Genomic DNA, 20,435 nt, shown 5'->3' with positions numbered 1-20,435 from the left:
TGGCCGAAACCGAACTCAGTGTTCTAGCTCGGCAATGTTTAGATCGCCGCATTGCCGATGAAGAAGCTTTACAACGAGAAATCCTGGCTTGGGAGGAGCGTAGAAATACCCAATTGCGAACCATCGATTGGCAATTTACGACCGATGATGCGCGGATTGAACTCAAACGGCTTTACCCCTCATTTCAACCTTGACACACCACTAGCTGAAACGTATCAATTTGTCCTGTTGCTTCAAATTGATGCAGACAGCGTTCCAAATCTGCTTTGAGACCCCAAGCATTTTGATAGCGATCCTCGGCATTCTTCGCCATCAACTTCATCACAATGTTCGAAACTGCTTGAGGAATGGCGCTAGGCGAGCCGTCCTTCTCCCTTTTCCCTTTCCCCTTTGAACTCTCCCAAATTTCATGCGGCGGAATCGGTTGTTTAGCAATATGGCAATGCACCAACTCCAAAATGTCTGTAGTTAGGAACGGTAATTGCCCAGTAAGCAATTGGTAGAACGTCACACCAAGCGAATAGAAATCGGTGCGGTAATCGAGCAGACGGTTCATTCGTCCGGTCTGCTCTGGTGATAGGTAGGCGAGGGTTCCTTCTAAAATATGAGGACTGGTGAAGGTTGGATTCGTGCGATTAAATTGCGTTGCAATTCCGAAGTCAATGATTTTGACAATGCCCATGTGTGGATTGAAAACAATATTTCCAGGGTTGATATCTTTATGAATCACGCCAGCCGCATGAATTCTACCGAGGATGTCTGTGAGGTCGATCGCCAACCGCAAAAATTTAGATAATGGGATGGGGCAGAAATCTGAACGCTGCTGCATCCATCTTGCGAGAGATTCGCCACCAAAATCTTCTAAAATTATGACAACTGTGCGTTGATACTCCTGCTGGCTATATGCCTTTATGACACCCTCCAGATTGAGAGAGCGCGTGATCTGGTATTCCTGCTTATAGCGCGTTACCTCTTGGGAAGTAGGATAACCTTGCTTGAGCATTTTAACCACAATTGCTTGGCCATCTTGCTCCCTGACAGCACGATGCACCAAAGATACGGAACTCTCATAAATTTTGCTCCGAAAAGTAATTCCAGGTAGGGTAAGCATAGACGCTCCTCGCCATTTCTTCGCAGTCCCCTCTTGCTACCGTTTAAGGTTCATTATTCAAGATGTCTTCAATTCACGCCATTTAAGTTGGTTAAGTTAACCCTTAACTTAAATAATTAGATCGCATAAGATTAGAGTACATGACTTATTCACCAGACTTAATTGGAAGTAAGAAGGTGAGATCAATCAAGAAGGGATTACTCTTCTCATCCCTCTTTCAATTAGGCAACGCCTAGATAAGTTGACTCAGTCGCGAGTTGTGGAGTTCACAAGCAATCCCCATCATACCGGTAAGATCTATCCATGTTCTCAGCGGATGCACCACAGTCTTGTACCGCTTGATGCCTTTAATATGATGCTCGTTGAACTCAATCGGATTCTGTTCGGCTAACCATTCTCCTGTCCGAGCTGCCCAATACAAGGCAACTTTAGCTCTTCTAGCGCGTGAATGAAGTTGCTGTGACTCTCGCCATACAGACTATCGGCCAACATCAACTCGAAACGAAATCTCATCGCTTGAACTTGAACAAGTATGGCAGCGGCAATTGCGGTTTGCTCTGGTACACATCCTTTTGGAGCCGGTCTTTGGGTTTGTACACCTCAAACGTCAAGGGCAAAATCATGCCCCGGAACAAGGCATAAGCGGTGACGGCGACAATCCCATTTTCTCCTTTTTGCCGACGTTGCTAATGAATTGACGCTTGACGTAATCGGTGTGGGCGCCTTTTTTGACTACTGCACAGACTAGTACGCTGAGGCGGAAATCCATCACCTATGTTTTTGTGTAGGGTGCTTCGCACCCTACACAAAAACATAGGTTGCGAACTTAGGCCGCAGCCTACTAGGGGGATTTGAGGAGCAAGTGATGCAGTCCAGACTCTTGCGTTGAAGTCTCGAAATCATGCCGATATACAGGTATTTGGAAGCCTCAAAGCTATGCACCTCGGGGAATAGATGGGCGAAGGGCTGACAATATTCATCTACCAAGCGTAGGGTAGGACGGGCTACACGAGGGTCTACCATAACCGGCTCTAGCCAGGGTGATACACCTAAGCCCTATAATTCTTCAATTGCCGTACAACAGAAATCAAATTAATTCAATGCTTAGAGAAGATTGTGTTCTGAATTTGTTGATGATGCGGTTGTGCTATGATCGCCCAGTTGAGATTTCTTTCTAAATAAGATCATTTCCAGATACTTAATCACCACATAGAGCACCGGGACAACCAGCAAACTGAGGAACGTTGCTACGAGCAATCCACCGAATACGGCGGTTCCCAGCGAGTGACGGGCATTAGCTCCCGCTCCAGTGGCAATCACCAGTGGAAAAAAGCCAACCAGGGCAGCAAATGCAGTCATCAGAATGGGACGAAACCGTTCTTCTGCAGCAATTAAGGCTGACTGAACAATGCTCTTGCCCTGTTCTCGGGCTTGGTTGGCAAATTCCACAATCAAAATGGCGTTTTTACTCGCAAGCCCAATTAACATCACTAGTGCAATATTGGCATACACATCGTTAGACAGCGTTGGTTCAATCATCCGCCGCAACGCTATCGCACTTAATGCACCCAAAATCGCTAACGGCACGGTCAGGAGAATGATGACCGGGTCAATATAGCTTTCGTATTGCGCAGATAGCACCAGAAACACCATGATAATGCCAAACAAGAAGATCAGCGGACCCAGGCTTCCAGCTGCGACTTCCTGACGGGTTAAATCTGACCATTCGAATTTGATGCCGGGTAACGCCGCTTCTTTGTACGCATTGCTGATAGTCTCGATCGCTTGCCCACTGCTGTAGGTATCCGATTGAGTACCCTGAAGCAAGATGGAACGGTAGCCGTTGAAGTGAGAGATAATTGCGGGCCCCGTATAGGGTTTAACCGTGATCAACTGATCCAGCGAAATCATCGTGTTGTTAGTCGATCGCACATAAATCTGCTTGAGATCCTCCGGTTTGTTGCGGTATTGTCCATCTAGCTGCACATACACCTGGTAGTAGCGGGGACCCAAAACAAACTGGCTGACGTAAGATGAGCCAATGCTGGTGCTCAGCGTTGTTAACGCATCACTAAAATTGACATTCAACGCATTAAGCTGATCCCGATTGATGTTGATTTCATACTGGGGCGTATTGGCAGTAAATTGCGTGAAAGCACCTGGTGGCGAAAAGATACCGCTTTGATTGGCTCTCTGCAAAATATCCTGGGCATTTGCAGCAAACTCCTGGAAGCTCAATCGCCCGTTTGTCGTATCTTCGAGCTGCATGTTGAAGCCACCTAAAGGACTAAAGCCTGGGATGGGCGGCGGGCTGGAACCCACAGCCGTTGCACCCGTAATCTTGGTCGCCAGTTCGCCATTCAGTTTTTTCAAAATGGCACTAACCGTTTGATTGGCTTTAGAACGATCGCTCCAGGGTTTGAAGTGGGCAAAAAAGATGCCCTGATTTGCCGCATTCCCATTAAATCCAGCACCGCCAATTTCAGCAGTTGATTCTATCTCCTCAATCTTTTCCAACGACGCATGCACTTGACCAAGAATATTGTTGGTATATTGCAACGAGGCATTGTTGGGACCCTGTACGAAGCCCAATATGGAACCTTGATCTTCAGCGGGAACGAAACCATCTGGCACCGATTTAAACACAAGGACGGTGGCAGCGAGCCCAACGAGAAACAGCGCAATCACTAAATAGCGCAGCCCAATCAGATGAACTACGATGGCTTTGTAGCGATCAAGCACCCAGGCAAAGCCCCGATTAAATCTGTCAAAGAACCAGTTCTGGTAAGCACGTGATTCCTGCGGAGAACTCAGCAGAATTGCTGCAATGCTGGGGCTAAATGTGAGCGCGTTGAAGGTTGAGACAGCAATGGAAAAAGCAATAACCAGAGCGAATTGACGATAAAGAAGCCCAGTTGCTCCAGGAAAAAACGCGACGGGTACGAATACTGCCATTAATACCAATGACGTCGAAATCACGGCTCCAGTTAGCTCGTTCATCGCAGCATGGCTGGCCTGACGGGCAGTCATCCCTTCATGCTGCATCTTAGCCACGATCGCTTCCACCACTAGAATTGCATCGTCCACTACCAGACCTGTTGCCAGCACCAGACCAAACATGGTCAGGCTATTAATCGAAAAGCCAAACAGCTTGGCAAACACCATTGCCCCAACTAATGAGACAGGAATTGCAATCGTGGGAATAATCGTGGCACGCCAATCCTGCAGGAATATGAAGATCACTAGAACCACCAGAACGATCGCCTCAGCTAACGTGATAACCACTTCCTTATTGGATTCTTCAATAAAACTCACCGTGTCATATACCAATTGGGTGGTGACTCCCGGTGGAAAACTCTGCTTCAGCTCTTCTATCTTGGCAGCTACCTGCTTTGCCACATTCAGCGCATTGCTGCCCGGAAGCTGATAAACCCCTAATGCAACCCCAGGCTTACCGTTGATTTTGCCTGAGACGCTGTAGGACTGCGCGCCCAGTTCTGCCCGGCCTACATCTCGCAGCTTTGTCTGCGTTCCATCACGACCCACCTTAATCACGATGTTTTCCGCTTCATCGACGGACTTAAACTGTCCTTGAAGCTTGAGCGGAATTTGGTAGAGTTGCCCTTTAGGAACAGGTTCTGCCCCGATTGTGCCGCCACCAACCACCACATTTTGCGACTGAACTGCGCTCACCACATCGTTAATTGTGATATCGCGACTTGCTAACGCATCAGGATCTAACCAGAATCGCATTGCATATTGCAATTGCCCAAACACATTCACCTGCCCCACACCAGGAATACGAGCGATCTCATCAGTAACCGCCAAATCAACAAAGTTACTAATGAAGGTTGCATCATATTCATCATTGGGTGAGTAAAACCCGTACACAACCAGCAGGCTAGGAGATGCCGTTTTAACCGTGATTCCCTGCTGCTGCACAGATTCGGGCAGGAGCGGCACTGCTTGTTGTAGGTTATTTTGCACATTCACCTGATCTTCATTTGGGTTCGTATCCACCCCAAAAAATGCGGAAATACTGCTGCTGCCTACCACACTCGATGAGCTGAAATACTGCATATCCCGGGTACCGTTGAGTTTTCGCTCAATGGGTGTAGTAACGATTGTTTCGATCGTTTCTGGGTCAGCCCCCACATAACTAGCACTCACTTGCACTTGAATTGGTGCAATTTGGGGCACATATTCGATCGGCAACAGCGGCACACTGACTGCCCCCAGTAGCAGAATTACAATGGTGAGAACCGTGGTTAATACAGGTCGCTTAATAAACGTATCCGCGATGGAAAAAATCACGCTGCCTCCTGGTGATTAGGGCGAGTCATAAGCAATCAGAGTGCTGAACGAGCGGTATTGCTGACCTGGGGTGCAACGGGAGTTCCTTCCTGCAACTTGAGAATACCCGATACAATGACGCGATCGCCCGGTTTTAGACCTTTCACGACCTGATAGTTCTGCCCTTGAATTGCTCCAAGAGTCACGGGTATTTGATGTGCGATCGTTTGGGTCTTGCCATTGACGATTTTATCTTCAGCGGTAAACACAAAGTTTTGCCCCCCAATAGTTGTGACAGCAGTGGTAGGAACCAAAACTCCTGGTTTTGTATTCCAAATCACTCTTGCTTTCACGTATTGAGCGTCCCGTAAATAGCCACGGGCATTCGAGAACCGTGCACGCGCCAAGATAGATTGAGCGGTTGGATCAGCTTTAGAAGCAACGAAATAAATTCTCCCTGAACTGAGCGGTTGTTCAGTGTTGGGCTCAAGCAATTGAACCGATAGCCCAGTTCGCAGTTCGTCAGAACGGTTGATCGGAATTGGGAGCTGTAGGTCAAACGCTTCATTTTGGTTAATTGTAGTGAGAACCTGCCCAGTTGTCACATAGTCACCTGGCTTGAGCGTAATATCTCCCACTGCCCCTGAGATGGGAGCAATCACTTGCTTAAAACTGAGGCTAACTCTAGCCGTTGCCGCATCTGCCTCAGCCTTATGAATATTGGCATCAGCTTGCTCAACAGCTGCTCTTGCCGCTTTGACTTGCTCTTGGGCTTGCTTCACGGTATCGGATTTCACTTTGAGTGCGGTAGCATATTGGTCGCCAGTTGCCTGGTCAACTGCCCCTTGGGTTACTAAATATTGATAGCGATGGTTATTCACCTGCGCTAACTCATACTCCGACTGTGCCGAGGTTAACTGCGATTGCGCCACCCGAAGCTGCTGAACCAGCGTATTTCGTGCCGCCACGGCTGCATTAACGTTTGCCTGAGCGCTATTCACTTCTGATGCCGTTTGATCCAGATTTAAGAGAAAAATTGGGTCGCCTTGCTGTACGCGATCGCCCGGTTTCACCAAAATGCGATCAATCCGCCCGTCGATTTGCGGTTTTAACTGAACCGTCTGCTCTGCCTCCAGTGTGCCAACAAAGTCAGTACTGTCTTGAAGGGTGCTAGATTGTAGCGTTTGCAACTGCACAGACGCAGGTGGAGGACTACTGGCTTTGGCAGGGGCTTCAATCTTTCCACAAGCCGCAGTCAAGCTGGAGAGTAAAAGGGTGATGCCAAGGAGTGAGTATCGCTTCACTAGAGACCTCCCATTGTGGAGAGTGGATGGGTTATTTGCTGAGGTTGAGTGCTCGATGTCCGATAATTACCGTTTTGAATTTTAGATTTACGATTGCAGATCGTGAATGCCCCACGGCATAGGGATTCGGGAAATCATCTGTAGCATCTATTTCTCAAATCGGTAATGGCGCAATTACCCTTTGGGAAACTACGAAGCACCCACATTTAAGTCTCGGTCATACAGTCGAGATGAGAAGTCAAGATGAGCAACTTAATGGAAAGATAAGAAACGAGTGGTGGTGTTCCATGTCATGTCAAATTAAATGCACATGATCAAGCTGCCTTACCAAATGGGAACCAGTCATAGAAGGTTAACCCTCGGATTAAGTCCTGCTGATGGAGAAGTCGTTGACAGCGTTGGTAGACCCATTCCTCTATTTCATCAATCGAGTCAAATACTTGATTGGCGATCGGCTCATTTACCAGTGGCTATAACCGCTCAGTCGGTTGCAACTCTGGATCGTTCGGTCACGGTTTTAGCTTGGCGGTATCGCTGCTCCAATGCCTCCAGGCTGAGGTGAGGGCTGATCGTGAGACGTTTCGGCATTTGTAGAGAGGGGAGTTGAACTTCCTCCCATATTATGGATATTTAAGCCGACATAATATTAGCCGCAATTACCGCAGAGCTGAAGTGAGCTGGTGGAATTTTGTTGTTGCATCCGTTACAGTTTTCACCACGGTGATTGTTGGTCACATTGAAGCAGGATTGGCACGATACTACTTTAATGTGGAATCTGCATTGAATTGGCCGCAATTATCATGAACAGTAGTGGCGGTTTCACGATGGTGATGCTGGCATAATGAAAGCAACGAGATGAATGAGTGAGGAATGTGCGATGGATGTGACTTCAAGGCTGACAGGCGTTACAGCTACAGATACGCTAAAGCAGGTAGCTTGGCAAGAACTTGAAGCATCCATCCTTTACTATCAAGGACGCCCTATAGGAACGATTGCGGCCCATGACTCAAGTGTAGATACCCTAAACTATGACCAATGTTTTATACGTGATTTTGTCCCATCTGCTCTAGCATTCTTAATGCGCGGAGACGCAGAAATTGTGCGTCACTTTCTGGTTGAAACGTTGGCGCTTCAAAGTCAAGAAAGGCAAATGGATTGCTTTAAGCCAGGGCAAGGGCTAATGCCAGCTAGCTTTAAAGTACAAATCATTGACAATCAAGAACAGCTGGTTGCAGACTTTGGCGAACAATCGATCGGGCGAGTAACGCCAATTGATTCCTGCCTGTGGTGGGTGATTTTGCTCCGAGCCTACGTTAAAGCAACAGGCGATCTGCAGTTAAACTCTAAACCAGAATTTCAACAGGCTATTCGGTTGATTCTTGATCTTTGTTTATCGGCTCGATTTGACATGTATCCGACGCTGCTCGTTCCAGATGGGTCATTCATGATCGATCGCCGCATGGGGGTTTATGGGCGTCCCCTAGAGATTCAAGTGCTGTTCTATGCCATGCTGAGATCGGCACAGGAGCTATTGCTACCGAATGATCAGAATCTGCTCTATTTGAACGCAATCGAAGAGCGGCTCAACCATTTGAGCTACCACTTGCGAGAGTATTACTGGCTTGATTTCAAACACCTGAATGAAATTTATCGCTACAAAGAAGAAGAGTTTGGCGATCGTGCCGTCAACAAATTCAATATCTATCCAGATTCGATTCCTCAGTGGCTGGTTGAGTGGATTTCTAGAACGGCGGGCTATTATGCCGGAAATTTAGGATCGGGGTGGATGGATTTTCGCTTTTTTGCCTTAGGCAACTTAATGACTGTGATCACCGGATTAGCAACGCATGAGCAATCCCAGGCAATCATGAATCTGATTGAACAGCGCTGGGATGACTTGATTGGGCAAATGCCAATGAAGATTTGTTTTCCCGCATTACAGGATTTGGAATGGAAACTCCTCACAGGTTGTGATGCCAAAAATGTTCCCTGGTCATATCACAATGGTGGAAATTGGCCTGTTCTGCTTTGGATGTTAACCGCCGCTGCTGTCAAAGTGGGCAGAACTGAATTAGCTCAGAAGGCAATCGCGATCGCTGTAAGCAACCTTGAGCCAGACGAGTTCCCAGAATACTACGACGGTCGCTATGGACACCTGATCGGTCGGGAAGCCAGAAAACATCAAACCTGGACGATCGCGGGTTATTTAGTCGCGAAAGCAATCATCGAAAATCCTGACTATCTCTCACTTGTTTGCTTTAGCGATGACATCACGGTTATGCACTGTGCGATTAAATGATAGTGCGCTTAGGAGGTTTCTGCATAAGAATCTACCCAGGATGTTGGTGCTTTGCCCGCGAAGCGGGCAAAGCACCAACATCCTGGGGGTAATTTCATTGTTGGAAATCTCCTTAAGAAGATTACAGCCCTGACGGAACTGCTTGGGAGTACTTTCCACACGATCATGCTCACTCTCGTGCCTATCGCTGGAGTGAGGATGGCACTGCTAGTATTTCCGATACGCATCAGCGATTATGTTTTGCGATCGCGTTGTGGAACGACGAAGATCGGGGATGCAAACGATACAAATTATTTGTTCTTAAAAAGTTTTTGCGACACAACCCTTGGACTACCGATATCTTTCATTTGAGTCTCCTTTCGCAACCTTTAATTGGGGCTACCCAGTAGAAACTCTTTCCTACATTCCCAGCGCTGTCAAACATGAGAGTTTCCCGTCACTGATTAGGATATTAACGATTGCTTAATCCAAACAGACAATTCTCAACGTTCAACTGCCCCTAATGCTAACAGCGTAGCTTGTTGTGCAGCGGTTAGTCCTTGGACACCTCGAATGTTCATGTTCTCGTAAATGCGCTCACCTCGCAGCGTTTTGAGGCATTCACCCGTTCTGACATCCCAAAATTTAATTGTTTCATCCTGACTGCCACTGGCAAAGATCTGACCATCAGGACTAAAACTGTTAGAGTAAACTGCACCGGTGTGGCCGTGCAATATCTTCAAACATTCACCACTCTGCACATTCCACAAGCGAATTGATGCATCAAAACTACTGCTTGCCAAAATCTGATTACCCGGAGCGTCAGTGGAGCAATGGTTCGGGGCATAGGTAACTGACCAGACATAGCCTGTATGTCCCTGCAACACCTTGAGACATTCGCCGCTACGAAGATTCCAAAGCCGAATAGCCCCGTCATGATGACCTGTAACTAAGATTTGGTTGTCATGATTGAAGCAGACAGAACAGATTCCGCTGGGGGTTGATAATACCTGGATACATTCACCATCGTGCACATTCCACAGCCGCACCGTTTGATCAAAACTGCCACTTACCAAAAACTGTCCGTCGGAGGTAAAGCTGACGGGCCAAACCCAATCGGTATGACCATGTAATACTTTGAGACACTGACCTGTTTGTGTATCCCACAACCGAATCGTATTATCTTGGCTGCCACTCGCAAGAGCCTGACTATCTGGGCTAAAGCAAACTGACCAAACCCAGGCTGTATGACCTCTCAGTTCTCTAAAACACTGACCACTCTGCATGCTCCACAATCGTATCGTTTGGTCATTGCTGCCACTCGCGATAGTCCGAGCATCTGGGCTGAAACAAACTGACCAAATCCAAGCGGCATGGCCTTGCAATACCTTAAGACACTGACCATTTTGTGTATCCCATAGTCGAATGACTGCATCTTCGCCACCACTAACCAATGCTTGACTATCTGGGCTGAAACTAATGGAATGGATGCCACAAGACTTTCCCTGTAGGACTTTGAGACATTGACCTCGTTGTATGTTCCACAATCGAATTGAAAAGTCATAGCTGCCACTGGCAATGGTCTGACTATCAGGGCTAAAACTGATCGACCGAATGCCACCCGTATGACCACGCAACACCCTAAAACACTCACTGCTCTGAATATCCCATAGTCGAATCGAAGCATCGAAACTAGCGCTAGCCAGAGTCTGACCATCTGGGCTAAAGCGAACTGACCGGATGTCTTCTGTATGCCCGTAAAGTACATTGAGACACTGACCGTTTTGCACATCCCACAAACGAATGGCTCCATCATCATCGCCACTTGCCAAAGTTTGACCATCTGGGCTAAAGCGAACTGACCAAACCCAAGCTTCATGACCATGTAGTATGTTGACGCACTGACCGTTCTGCACATTCCATAAGCGAATTGTTGTATCGTTACTGCCACTAACAAGCGTTCGACCATCTGGGCTGAAACTGACCGACCAAACTCGCCCAATATGTCCCTCTAATATTTTCAAGCACCGACCAGATGCTACATCCCATAGGCGAATGCTAGAATCCTCACTACTACTGGCAATTGCTTGGCCATCAGGACTAAAGTTGATTGAGTATACAGAGTTTCTGTGCCCCTGAAGAGTCTTGAGACATTCGCCTGATATCACACTCCATAGGCGAATCCTAGCATCCTCACTGCCTGTAGCAAGCATCTGGCCATCTGGGCTGAAACAGACACAAAAAATCCAGCTTCTATGTCCTTGAAATGTGAACAACTGTTTTCCGTCTGTTACTTGCCATAGGTGAAGAGTCCCATTAGTACCGCTTGTTGCCAGATGTCTACCATCTGGTGAAAAAGCGACCGATTCAACGCCACCTAATGTTTCTGCAAACACGGATTTTGCCAAGTCAGCATTGTAAAAATTAGCTTCTCTTAAGTTGACCTGCCGTAAGTCAGCTTGCCACACTACCATATTTGAGAAGTCGTAACCGCGTAAATCAATTTTCAGATACACAAGTAAGTTGAGGAGATTACCTGCCATGTAGTTCGCTTGGAGCGATCGCTGTTGTTTCAGCATTGCTCTTAACTGTTGCTCAACTGCTTTAAGATCGCCAAGTTGAACCAACAACTGTTCAGCGATCGGCTCAAGGATCAATCGCTTTTGCATCTCGCGAATATAGTCTTTTGCTTGTGCTTTGATTAGTGCATGAGTTAGCAATATGGGTAAAGGGTGAAGCGGTAAAGAGGAAAAAACTGTTTTCCTTTCCCCATTTTTCTTTCCCCATTCCCCAATTTCTTGGCATGCCTGCTCAACTAATCTCTCTGTGACGTATTCCAACACGACAGGTTGTAGGAAGAACTGCTCATCTTCCTTTTCGATCAGCGACCGCCGCCGTAAAGCCTGAATTCCATCGGGTAGTCTGCGCTTAGACACTGTAGTCGTAATATTCTCATCTAACTCATAAAGTGAGACAGGTTCCCGGCTAATCGCTAGCCAAATGATGACCTCTCGCTCAATATTAGAAAGACGATCGAACTGTCGTTGGAGTACATCTCGAATGTCATCAAAAATGGCTAATCCTTGTTTCACATAGTTTAAAACCTCAACAATTCTACCGTTAAAGAGTTCTTGAGTGGCGGCGGCTACTAGCTTCAGTGCTAAAGGATTGCCGCTGTAATGTGTAATTAATTGCTTCCATTCGGACTCGGTACCCGTAAATTCTCCTTTGTAATGAAACAGTTCTCGCCCTGCTTCTGGGTCTAATCCTTTCAGCAAGAATGCTCGTACTGATTGATTCTCACCTTCAAGTAACGCAATTTCTCTAGGTTTTTCGCGACTGGTCAGGAGTAGGCAACTTTGATGAAAAACCTCTCCAATACTTCTAAACAGTTGCCCATATCCCTCACACCCCGATCGATACTGTCCAGTTTGCTCTGGGCTGAGAATCATTTCGGCGTTGTCGAGAATTAACAAACAACGGCAGGAGCGCAAAACCTCCATCAACCTCAGCAGTTTTCCATCCAGGCTACTTGGCAAAGCAGTGTCTTTTTGCTGTGCCCTCAACAAGATGGGTAATACACCCTCTAGCCACTCTGCTAACGGTGGAGCGTTTTGTAGCGATCGCCACACTACTACCTCAAACTCAGATTCAATCTGCTGCACTAGTTTGGCGGCAAGTGTACTTTTACCAACTCCACCAATACCTACCAACAGGACTAACCGACAACGCTCTTCTAACATCTGCTGCTCAAGACGCTTCAGTTCTTCACTACGTCCACAGAAGAGGGAAGTATCAACAAGATTACCCCAATCTCGCTGAGATTGCTTTGCTGAGGCAAGCGGCATGCTCGAGCGCGTATAGTCATTTAGGTTTAACTCCAACCCAAAGGCTAAAAATGCCTGCTGCAACGATTTTTTATCGATAGGTGTCGAGCGCCCTAATATCTTAACGATCGTGCTTAAGGATAAACCTATGCGCTCACTCAGTTCTTCCTGCGTGAAGCGATCCCCAGCATTTTCAGTAGCTTCAGCCTGAGTTTTGGCAGATTGAAACCTGCTCCACCCTTGCGTTGTCAGAATAACTCCTCGATGATGTTTATTCTTTTGCGATGGCATCAGAGCTTACTCAGAGCAGGATACAAAAGCTAAATACAAAGTGTAGAGGCTCTACTCAAAACATCGTTAGGAAAACTTTCTTAAGATCTAGGCAGATGCAATCAGGACTAATTTGAGTAGGCGAAACACGTTCCTGCTTCTAAATAAGTTTGTGTTTTGTGGCTGGGATGAACCTTGGGCACTGGTATTGCTGCTACGCCCTCAGCTACCGAGATTTGGAGGAGTTCAAGTTCTCAATGGCGAACCTCCTGCCAATACCAATAAAGTGGAGGTCAATATCATTCCTGGCTCACATCATCGCTATTCAGGTGGCGGCACCACCATTGCTCAACAGGTATTGGTTGATGTATTAGATAAACCATTTCCAAAAATCATGCGGGAGTTGGTGCTAGACCCGTTAGGCATGACCAATAGCACCTATCAACAGCCACTTCCAAACGATTGGTTAACAAGGACAGCAACAGCTCATTCATTTTCTGGTATTCCTCTTGAAGGCAAGCACCACATTCATCCTGAGATGGCAGCAGCAGGTTTGTGGACAACTCCATCAGATTTAGCCAAAGTCGGAGTTGAACTCATGGAAGTATTGCGTGGACTAACTGCCACCGTTTGGAGTAAAGAGACGGTAGAAGAAATGCTGCGTCCCCGACAGCCAGAGCAAACCCAAGAAGCGGATGAATCATTTATAGGATTAAGGAATGGATTATTTGCAGGATTAGGATTTTTTGCAGGGGATGGAGTTGGTGATGGGTTCTACTTTTTTCATAGTGGCATGAATCAAGGATTTGTATCATTGATGCGTGTTTACCCATATATGGGAAAAGGTGCTGAGTAGATATCATGAGTTTAAGATCACAAGCAAATCCACACATAAGAGCAGAGAAGCAGAAGTGAAAAATACAAATTGATGTAACAAGGGTTGCTCAACACTGCGGTGAACTGCGGACAGGGTCGTGGACTAGACCTGTGGATCGGGTCAGACATTCACACCAAACTCATAGCGGTTGATGAACAAACCAATGACAGCATCGTGCAACCAGATCGACTTAGAAAAGCAAATCGTTTTGCGAGCTAAGCGTTTAATTCTCGTGTGTAACGTTAAATGCTTTGAGATGACGATCTTTTTTTAACGCTTTAGTCACGGTAGTTCGGCTCATTTTGAGGACTCGTGCTGTGTCACGAGTTCCACTGCCATTGATAGCCAGATCAGTAATTTGTTGCTTGAACTGGGGCAAATATTCCCGGTAGGCATACTCTCGAATAAAAGTGCAGCGAGAGCAGTCGGAGTTACGACATTTACACCGTTGTTCCCCCTCCCCCGATTGTCCATGTTTAACTACATTATTGCTGCCACACGTAGGACAAAGAACCAATTCAAGTACCATTTCATAACCGCGAGGCCGACGGCTCTTTCAGTTTCATCCATTTCTACAGACCTAGTGGTCCGTCAATGTTTAAGTGTGGGGTAATCCCACACTTAAACATTAAATTTAAGAAGTTTTTAAGGGGTTATAAACCCCTCAAAAACCTCTTGACATGCTACTAGGCCACTACCCACGTTGAATGGGTATCAGTCCTGAAATTTTTTCTTGATTATTCGTTACTCTGCAACAAATTTGTTGGGATGAAACAGCTCTGTTTGAGCTAGAGCCTCTATCTTAAGGGGGATTTTTATCCATAAGGAAGTTCGCTTGAATGGAAATACCCGTTTACGCATACGGACAAACGCTGCATGAAACGCGACGCTGCCGGAAAATTTGTGAACAACTGGAATTCAGAGACAAAACAACGAGTCAGTATATCTCTAACCAGAACAGCATGGCGATCGCTAGATAAGGAAGCTCAAAAACGGGGTATTTCTCGCTCTGAAGTAATTGAACAGTTTGCTCGGGGTCTTGAAGTTGAGCATGCTAACCGGGAGCTGCCTGCTACTATCCCAGCCGTTGACCGCACAGTAGCCACTATTCTAGAAAGTATCACGGATGCTTTTGTTGCCTTCGATCGCGACTGGCACTACACCTATGCCAATCATGCTGCTGCTCAAATTTTGCATAAAACGCCTGAAGAATTAATTGGCAAGCATGTCTGGAATGATGTTTTTCCCGAATTGGTGGGTGGAGTTGCATACGAAGCTATGCACCGAGCCTTCATAGAGCAAGTTCCGGTTGCTTGGGAAGAATTTGGGGAGCCGGTTCAATGTTGGCTAGAAGTTAATGCGTATCCTTCATCAGAAGGGATCGCTGTTTATTTTCGCAATGTGACGGAACGCAAGCGAGCAGAGGCAGAACGGGAACGATTGCTGCAAGAGCTGGAACGGGAACGGGCTCAATTTAAAGCTGTTTTGCAACAAATGCCAGCAGGTGTCTTAATTGCTGAAGCTACGTCTGGCAAGCTAATGCTGGCAAACGAACAAGCGAAGAAAATTGTTGGATACGACTATGAAGAGTCCCATGCACTAGAAGACTATGTATCCAATACTCCGTTTCAAGCGTTTCACCCTAATGGACAGATTTACGCATTGGATGAATATCCACTGTCGCGATCGCTCAGAACAGGTGAAGTTATCGTTAATGAGGAATTGGAGCTACGTTACGAAGATGGCGACCGTACCCTTATTGCAGTCAATTCAAGCCCAATTTTGGATAAGCAGGGACAAATTCTAGCAGCCGTTGTCGTTTTTCAAAATATTACTGAGCGTCAACGGACTGAAGCACTGCTTCAAGAACAAAGAGATGCATTAGAGAACCAGCAGAAATGGTTAGAAATGGTATTGGATTTAATGCCAACACCTATGGTATTTATTGAGCCAGAAACGGCAAAAATTATTTTTTCTAATCGAATTGCGAATGAATTAGCAGGGGGTGATTTACCTAAGAACAAATCACTGAATGAGTATTCGGATGCTTATTACTGCACAGATGTGAATGGCGATCGCATCCCAGCAGAACGAATGCCCGCGGTTCTGATCGCTCGGGGAGAACGGTTAGAGGACTACGAGATGAATTGGTATACCCCCGGCGGCATTCGCTCAACTCTTTGCTGGGGAGAAATACTACCAGCTATGTATGGACATCCTGCAATCGGCATTGGAATGTTCCAGGATGTGACTCGGCTCAAGCAAATTGAGGAGAACCTGCGGCAAACGGAAGAACGCTTACAGCTTGCCCTCTCATCCGCTCAGATGTTTGCTTGGGATACAGACCTGAGAAGCCTGGAAGTGGTGTGCTCCCCCAATGCGGTAGAAATTTGGGGGTTTCATAGTGGGCCATCAGAAGCGTTTCATACCTTAATGCATCCCGACGATCGCCAAGCAGTTCTACAAGCGGTTGAGCGGACCATTGCAGGAGACTCTTCCTTCTCTTACGAATACCGAGTGATGAGTCCAGATGGCCAAATCCGTTGGTTGAGAAGCCAGGGACGTGTCTATCTTGATGAAGCTGGGCAGGCGATTCGGATGATTGGGGTCTCAGCAAACATTACTGAAGTTAAGCAGATTGAAGCTGAGCGCGATCGTCTATTAGAACAGGAACAAGCTGCTCGACGCTTAGCTGAGAGTGAGCGTCAGCGGCTGAGAGATATTCTCATGCAGGTACCCGCTATGTTTGCTGTACTATCGGGACCCAATCACGTCTTTGAACTGGCAAATGCTAAGTTTCTCGCAGTGTCTGGACGTTCTGAAGATATTATCGGCAAGGCAGCACGGGATGCCTTTCCTGAGATGGAGGGCCAGGACTTCTTTGAGATTCATGACCACGTTTATCAAACTGGGGAAGTTGTTCGAGGAGACGAATACTTATCTCGTTGGGATCCAAATGGAGATGGCAATTTAGTTGAGGGATTTTTCAATCTCGTATTTCTGCCACTGAGAGACATTGATGGTTGTATTGACAGTGTTTTGATTCATGGGATTGAAGTCACCGACCAAGTACAAGCTCGTCGGCAGGCAGAAGCTTTACTTGAAGAACTTCAGAGAAAGGAAAAACAACAACAGTTTTTGATCGAATTGAATGATGTCGTCCGTGTCATTCAAGATTCAAAAGAGATTGTGTGGCACGTAGCTACCGCTACAGGGCAACATTTCAATGTTACTCGCTGTACCTATGCTGAAATTAATGCAACACAGGAATATCTTATCGTCGATCGCGATTACTGCAATGGAGTGATGAGCATAGCGGGCCGCCATCACATCGATTCTTTCGGCCCTGCACTAATTACAGAGTTAAAGCAGGGCAAAACCATTGTTGTTGACGATGTCGATCGCGATCCCCGTACGGCTGGGTCAGGAGCTACTAGTTTTGATGCAATTCAAACAAAATCTCTTCTATGTGTTCCCTTTATAAAAGAAGGACGATTTGTTGCATTATTCGTACTACATCATATCGCTCCTCGTCGATGGACAGAGGAAGATGTGGAATTGATGGAGCGAATTGCTACAAAAACCTGGTTAGCCGTGGAGCGATCGCGAGCCGAGGCAGAACTACGTGAAAGCGAGGCTCATCTGCAACTTGCGCTTAAGGTTGGACGCATGGGAACCTGGGATTGGAATATGCAGATGAACACTGTCGCGTGGTCCGATGGGCAATTTGCCATCATGGGGTTACAAGCTAGCGAACATGCCCCAAGCTATGACCTCTGGGCAAAAAGTGTTCATCCAGATGATTTGGCTGCGACAGAAGCTGTCATTCAACAAGCCATGCAGGAACGAACAGAGTTCCACCATGAATATCGAACTCTCTGGCCAGATAGCTCTCTGCATTGGACAGAAGCAAGAGGACGATTTACTTATAATGCAGACCAGCAGCCGACACGCATGATTGGTGTACTAATTGACATTACGGAGCGTAAGCAAGCAGAACAAGAACGGGAACAACTGCTAGAGCGAGAACGTATTGCCCGATCTCAGGCAGAAGCCGCACAACAGCAACTTGCAACCATCGTTGACACCTCTCCGATTGGGCTTGCGTTATTGGATGCTGATCAGCGATTTATCGCCATCAATGAGGCACTTGCTGAAATTAATGGATTACCTCGTGAACATCACTTGGGCAAGTCAGTTTCAGAGCTATTTGGTGAAGTTGATCCCAAAATCGTCGAAGTTATTCGTCAGATTTACGCCACAGGTAATCCTTTGATCTCGCCTAACCTCCCAATCAATACACCTGGGCATGGCGATCGCCGTCCTGGTTATTACAACGTTTACTATCTACCTACTGTTGACTCAAATCATCAGGTAGAAGGTCTGTTAGCCTACATAGTCGATGTAACGGAGCGGTTCAAATTAGAGCGAGCCCAACAATTTCTCTCAGAGGCCAGTGCCGTACTGGCATCCTCTTTAGACTACCAAACAACACTGGAGCAAGTCGCCCAGCTAACCGTACCGGGCTTAGCCGATTGGTGTACAGTTCACATTGTTGAGGAAGATGGCCGCATTAATCAGATCGTCGCGCACATCGATCCTGCCAAGCTGGAATGGGCCCATCAGCTTCGGGAAAAGTATCCGTTAAACCCAAATGACGCTCGTGGAGCCGCCTTTACCCTACGGACTGGACAACCTGATTTTGCGCCAGACATTCCCGATGAACTATTGGTACAAGCAGCCCGTGACTCTGAGCATTTAGAGATCCTGCGACAGGTTGGCTTTAGTTCTTTTATGAGTGTGCCGTTGCAAACTCAAGCCCGAATTATTGGGGTCATCTCCTTTATATCGGCTGAATCTGGACGACGGTATACTTTGGCAGATGTACGATTAGCAGAAGAATTAGCTCGTCGTGCTTCTCTCGCAATCGAGAACGCCCAATTGTATCAGGCCGCTCAACATGATCGCGCTAAAGCAGAAGCCGCTAACCGAATCAAAGATGAGTTTCTAGCAGTTCTATCCCATGAGCTACGATCGCCCCTCAACCCGATTCTTGGGTGGACAAAGCTGTTACGTAGTAAGCAGCTAGATTCGACCAAAACCGAACATGCTTTAGAAACCATTGAACGTAATGCCAAGTTACAGGCACAACTGATCGAAGACTTATTGGATGTCTCCCGAATTTTACAAGGGAAAATGGCATTAAATACTGCACCTGTAAATTTAGCTGCTACAATCAATGCGGCTTTAGAAACTGTAAACTTGGCAGCCGAAGCAAAACACATTCAAATTCAAACTGTACTCGCTCCTATTTCTGGAAGTATTTTAGGTGATGCAAATCGCCTTCAGCAGGTGATTTGGAACTTGCTTTCAAATGCCGTAAAGTTCACCCCTGAGGGAGGACAGGTGGCCGTGAAATTAGAGCAAGTTGAGCTTGAGAATAAAGAATTAAGAGTGCAGAGCAAATCCAATTCTCAATTTTCTTCCTACGCCCAAATTACCGTTGCAGACACGGGTAAAGGTATCAGCCCAAAGTTTTTACCCCATGTGTTTGATTACTTCCGTCAAGAGGATGGTACAACGACCCGACGATTTGGTGGGCTAGGATTAGGACTGGCGATCGTTCGTCAACTCACCGAACTACATGGAGGCACCGTTTGGGCAGAGAGCCCAGGGCCAAGTTTAGGAGCCACCTTCATCATTCGGCTACCCATAAACAGGGGCGGGCAGAAACAATCTTTTCAAACTAAACCGCTAGAGAAGGGGGCAGACTTAACAGGAATTCAAGTTTTAGTTGTAGACGACGATGCGGATATGCGGGAATTAGCTTCCTTTATCCTGACCAACGCGGGTGCACAGGTGATGACTGCAGACTCAGCCATGCAAGTGTTGCCCCTCCTAAATCAATCTCTGCCTGATTTGCTGCTGTGCGATATCGGAATGCCAGAGATGGATGGTTATTCCCTCATTCGACAAATCCGAAAATGGGCACCTGAACAGGGTGGAAGCATCCCAGCGATCGCGCTCACAGCGTATGCAGGGGAAATTAACCAGCAACAAGCCTTAGCTGCTGGATTTCAAATGCATATCTCGAAACCCATCGAACCAGAAGAACTGGTTCAGGCGATCGCTCAATTAGTTCACTCTATGTAGGGGATTTCTACATAAGGATGTACCCGTAATCTGGGGAGTTCGCGCGCAAAGTGGGCAAACTCCCCAGATTACGCCTACAGCAAACAAGCTCAAGGATGAGTTGACTAGAAATCTAGTACGCTGAGGCGGAAATCCATCACCTATGTTTTTGTGTGGGGTGCTTCGCACCCCACACAAAAACATAGTATGTAAACTTAGGCCGCAGCCTACTAGTACTCAGCGGCTTAAGTTTGCCTATGATTAGAGGGTTGCACTGCTCCCTAAGATTATGCCTGGACTCCGCCCTCCAGTTTTGACCCTTAGCCCCAGCGACCAAGCAGCT

At 46.8% G+C, this 20,435-nt stretch carries 6 protein-coding genes and 5 pseudogenes; 4 read left to right on the top strand and 7 right to left on the bottom strand.

From position 1 onward, the window contains the following. A pseudogene (locus H6F91_RS26530) lies at window positions 1-194 on the top strand (IS630 family transposase); the annotation flags it as partial. A gap of 8 nt (window positions 195-202) precedes the next feature. On the opposite strand, the pseudogene H6F91_RS26525 reads toward H6F91_RS26530, so the two are convergent. The 5 genes and pseudogenes from H6F91_RS26525 to H6F91_RS26505 all read right to left on the bottom strand — a co-directional run. After that, window positions 203-1,111 (bottom strand): annotated as a pseudogene (locus tag H6F91_RS26525) (serine/threonine-protein kinase); the annotation flags it as partial. Window positions 1,112-1,531: 420 nt separating this feature from the next. Beyond that, a pseudogene (locus H6F91_RS26520) lies at window positions 1,532-1,841 on the bottom strand (transposase); the annotation flags it as partial. 143 nt (window positions 1,842-1,984) lie between these two features. After that, window positions 1,985-2,134, bottom strand: a pseudogene (locus tag H6F91_RS28130) (IS701 family transposase); the annotation flags it as partial. A gap of 81 nt (window positions 2,135-2,215) precedes the next feature. Then, window positions 2,216-5,425: an efflux RND transporter permease subunit gene (locus H6F91_RS26510; RefSeq protein ID WP_190789563.1), complete on the bottom strand. Its 3,210-nt coding sequence runs from the start codon at window positions 5,423-5,425 to the stop codon at window positions 2,216-2,218. A gap of 35 nt (window positions 5,426-5,460) precedes the next feature. Next, window positions 5,461-6,708, bottom strand: a complete 1,248-nt coding sequence (locus tag H6F91_RS26505; protein WP_190775271.1) for an efflux RND transporter periplasmic adaptor subunit — start codon at window positions 6,706-6,708, stop codon at window positions 5,461-5,463. An 877-nt stretch (window positions 6,709-7,585) separates the two neighbouring features. Between H6F91_RS26505 and H6F91_RS26495 the strand changes: the two genes are divergently transcribed. Further along, window positions 7,586-9,007: a glycoside hydrolase 100 family protein gene (locus H6F91_RS26495; protein WP_190775273.1), complete on the top strand. Its 1,422-nt coding sequence runs from the start codon at window positions 7,586-7,588 to the stop codon at window positions 9,005-9,007. A 482-nt stretch (window positions 9,008-9,489) separates the two neighbouring features. On the opposite strand, the gene H6F91_RS26490 is transcribed toward H6F91_RS26495, so the two are convergent. Further along, window positions 9,490-13,104, bottom strand: a complete 3,615-nt coding sequence (locus H6F91_RS26490; protein WP_190771685.1) for an NB-ARC domain-containing protein — start codon at window positions 13,102-13,104, stop codon at window positions 9,490-9,492. A 112-nt stretch (window positions 13,105-13,216) separates the two neighbouring features. Here H6F91_RS26490 and H6F91_RS26485 point away from each other — a divergent pair, with 112 nt between their 5' ends. Then, window positions 13,217-13,939: a serine hydrolase domain-containing protein gene (locus H6F91_RS26485; RefSeq protein WP_190789562.1), complete on the top strand. Its 723-nt coding sequence runs from the start codon at window positions 13,217-13,219 to the stop codon at window positions 13,937-13,939. A 141-nt stretch (window positions 13,940-14,080) separates the two neighbouring features. Here H6F91_RS26485 and H6F91_RS26480 read toward each other — a convergent pair. Further along, a pseudogene (locus tag H6F91_RS26480) lies at window positions 14,081-14,489 on the bottom strand (IS1 family transposase). A 347-nt stretch (window positions 14,490-14,836) separates the two neighbouring features. On the opposite strand from H6F91_RS26480, the gene H6F91_RS26475 reads away from it, so the two are divergent. After that, window positions 14,837-20,113 (top strand): PAS domain S-box protein, encoded by a 5,277-nt coding sequence (locus tag H6F91_RS26475; RefSeq protein ID WP_190789561.1) that lies wholly within the window; start codon window positions 14,837-14,839, stop codon window positions 20,111-20,113. The last annotated feature ends 322 nt before the right edge of the window (window positions 20,114-20,435 follow it).

The organism is Leptolyngbya sp. FACHB-8 (assembly GCF_014695575.1).
Classification (GTDB): Bacteria; Cyanobacteriota; Cyanobacteriia; order Elainellales; family Elainellaceae; genus Vacuolonema.
This window is presented reverse-complemented; position numbering and strand designations above follow the sequence as displayed.

Coding starts and splice junctions, on each gene's coding strand:
- H6F91_RS26495 (WP_190775273.1), top strand. CDS start 7,586: ATGGATGTGACTTCAAGGCTGACAGGCGTTACAGCTACAGATACGCTA.
- H6F91_RS26490 (WP_190771685.1), bottom strand. CDS start 13,104: ATGCCATCGCAAAAGAATAAACATCATCGAGGAGTTATTCTGACAACG.
- H6F91_RS26475 (WP_190789561.1), top strand. CDS start 14,837: ATGAAACGCGACGCTGCCGGAAAATTTGTGAACAACTGGAATTCAGAG.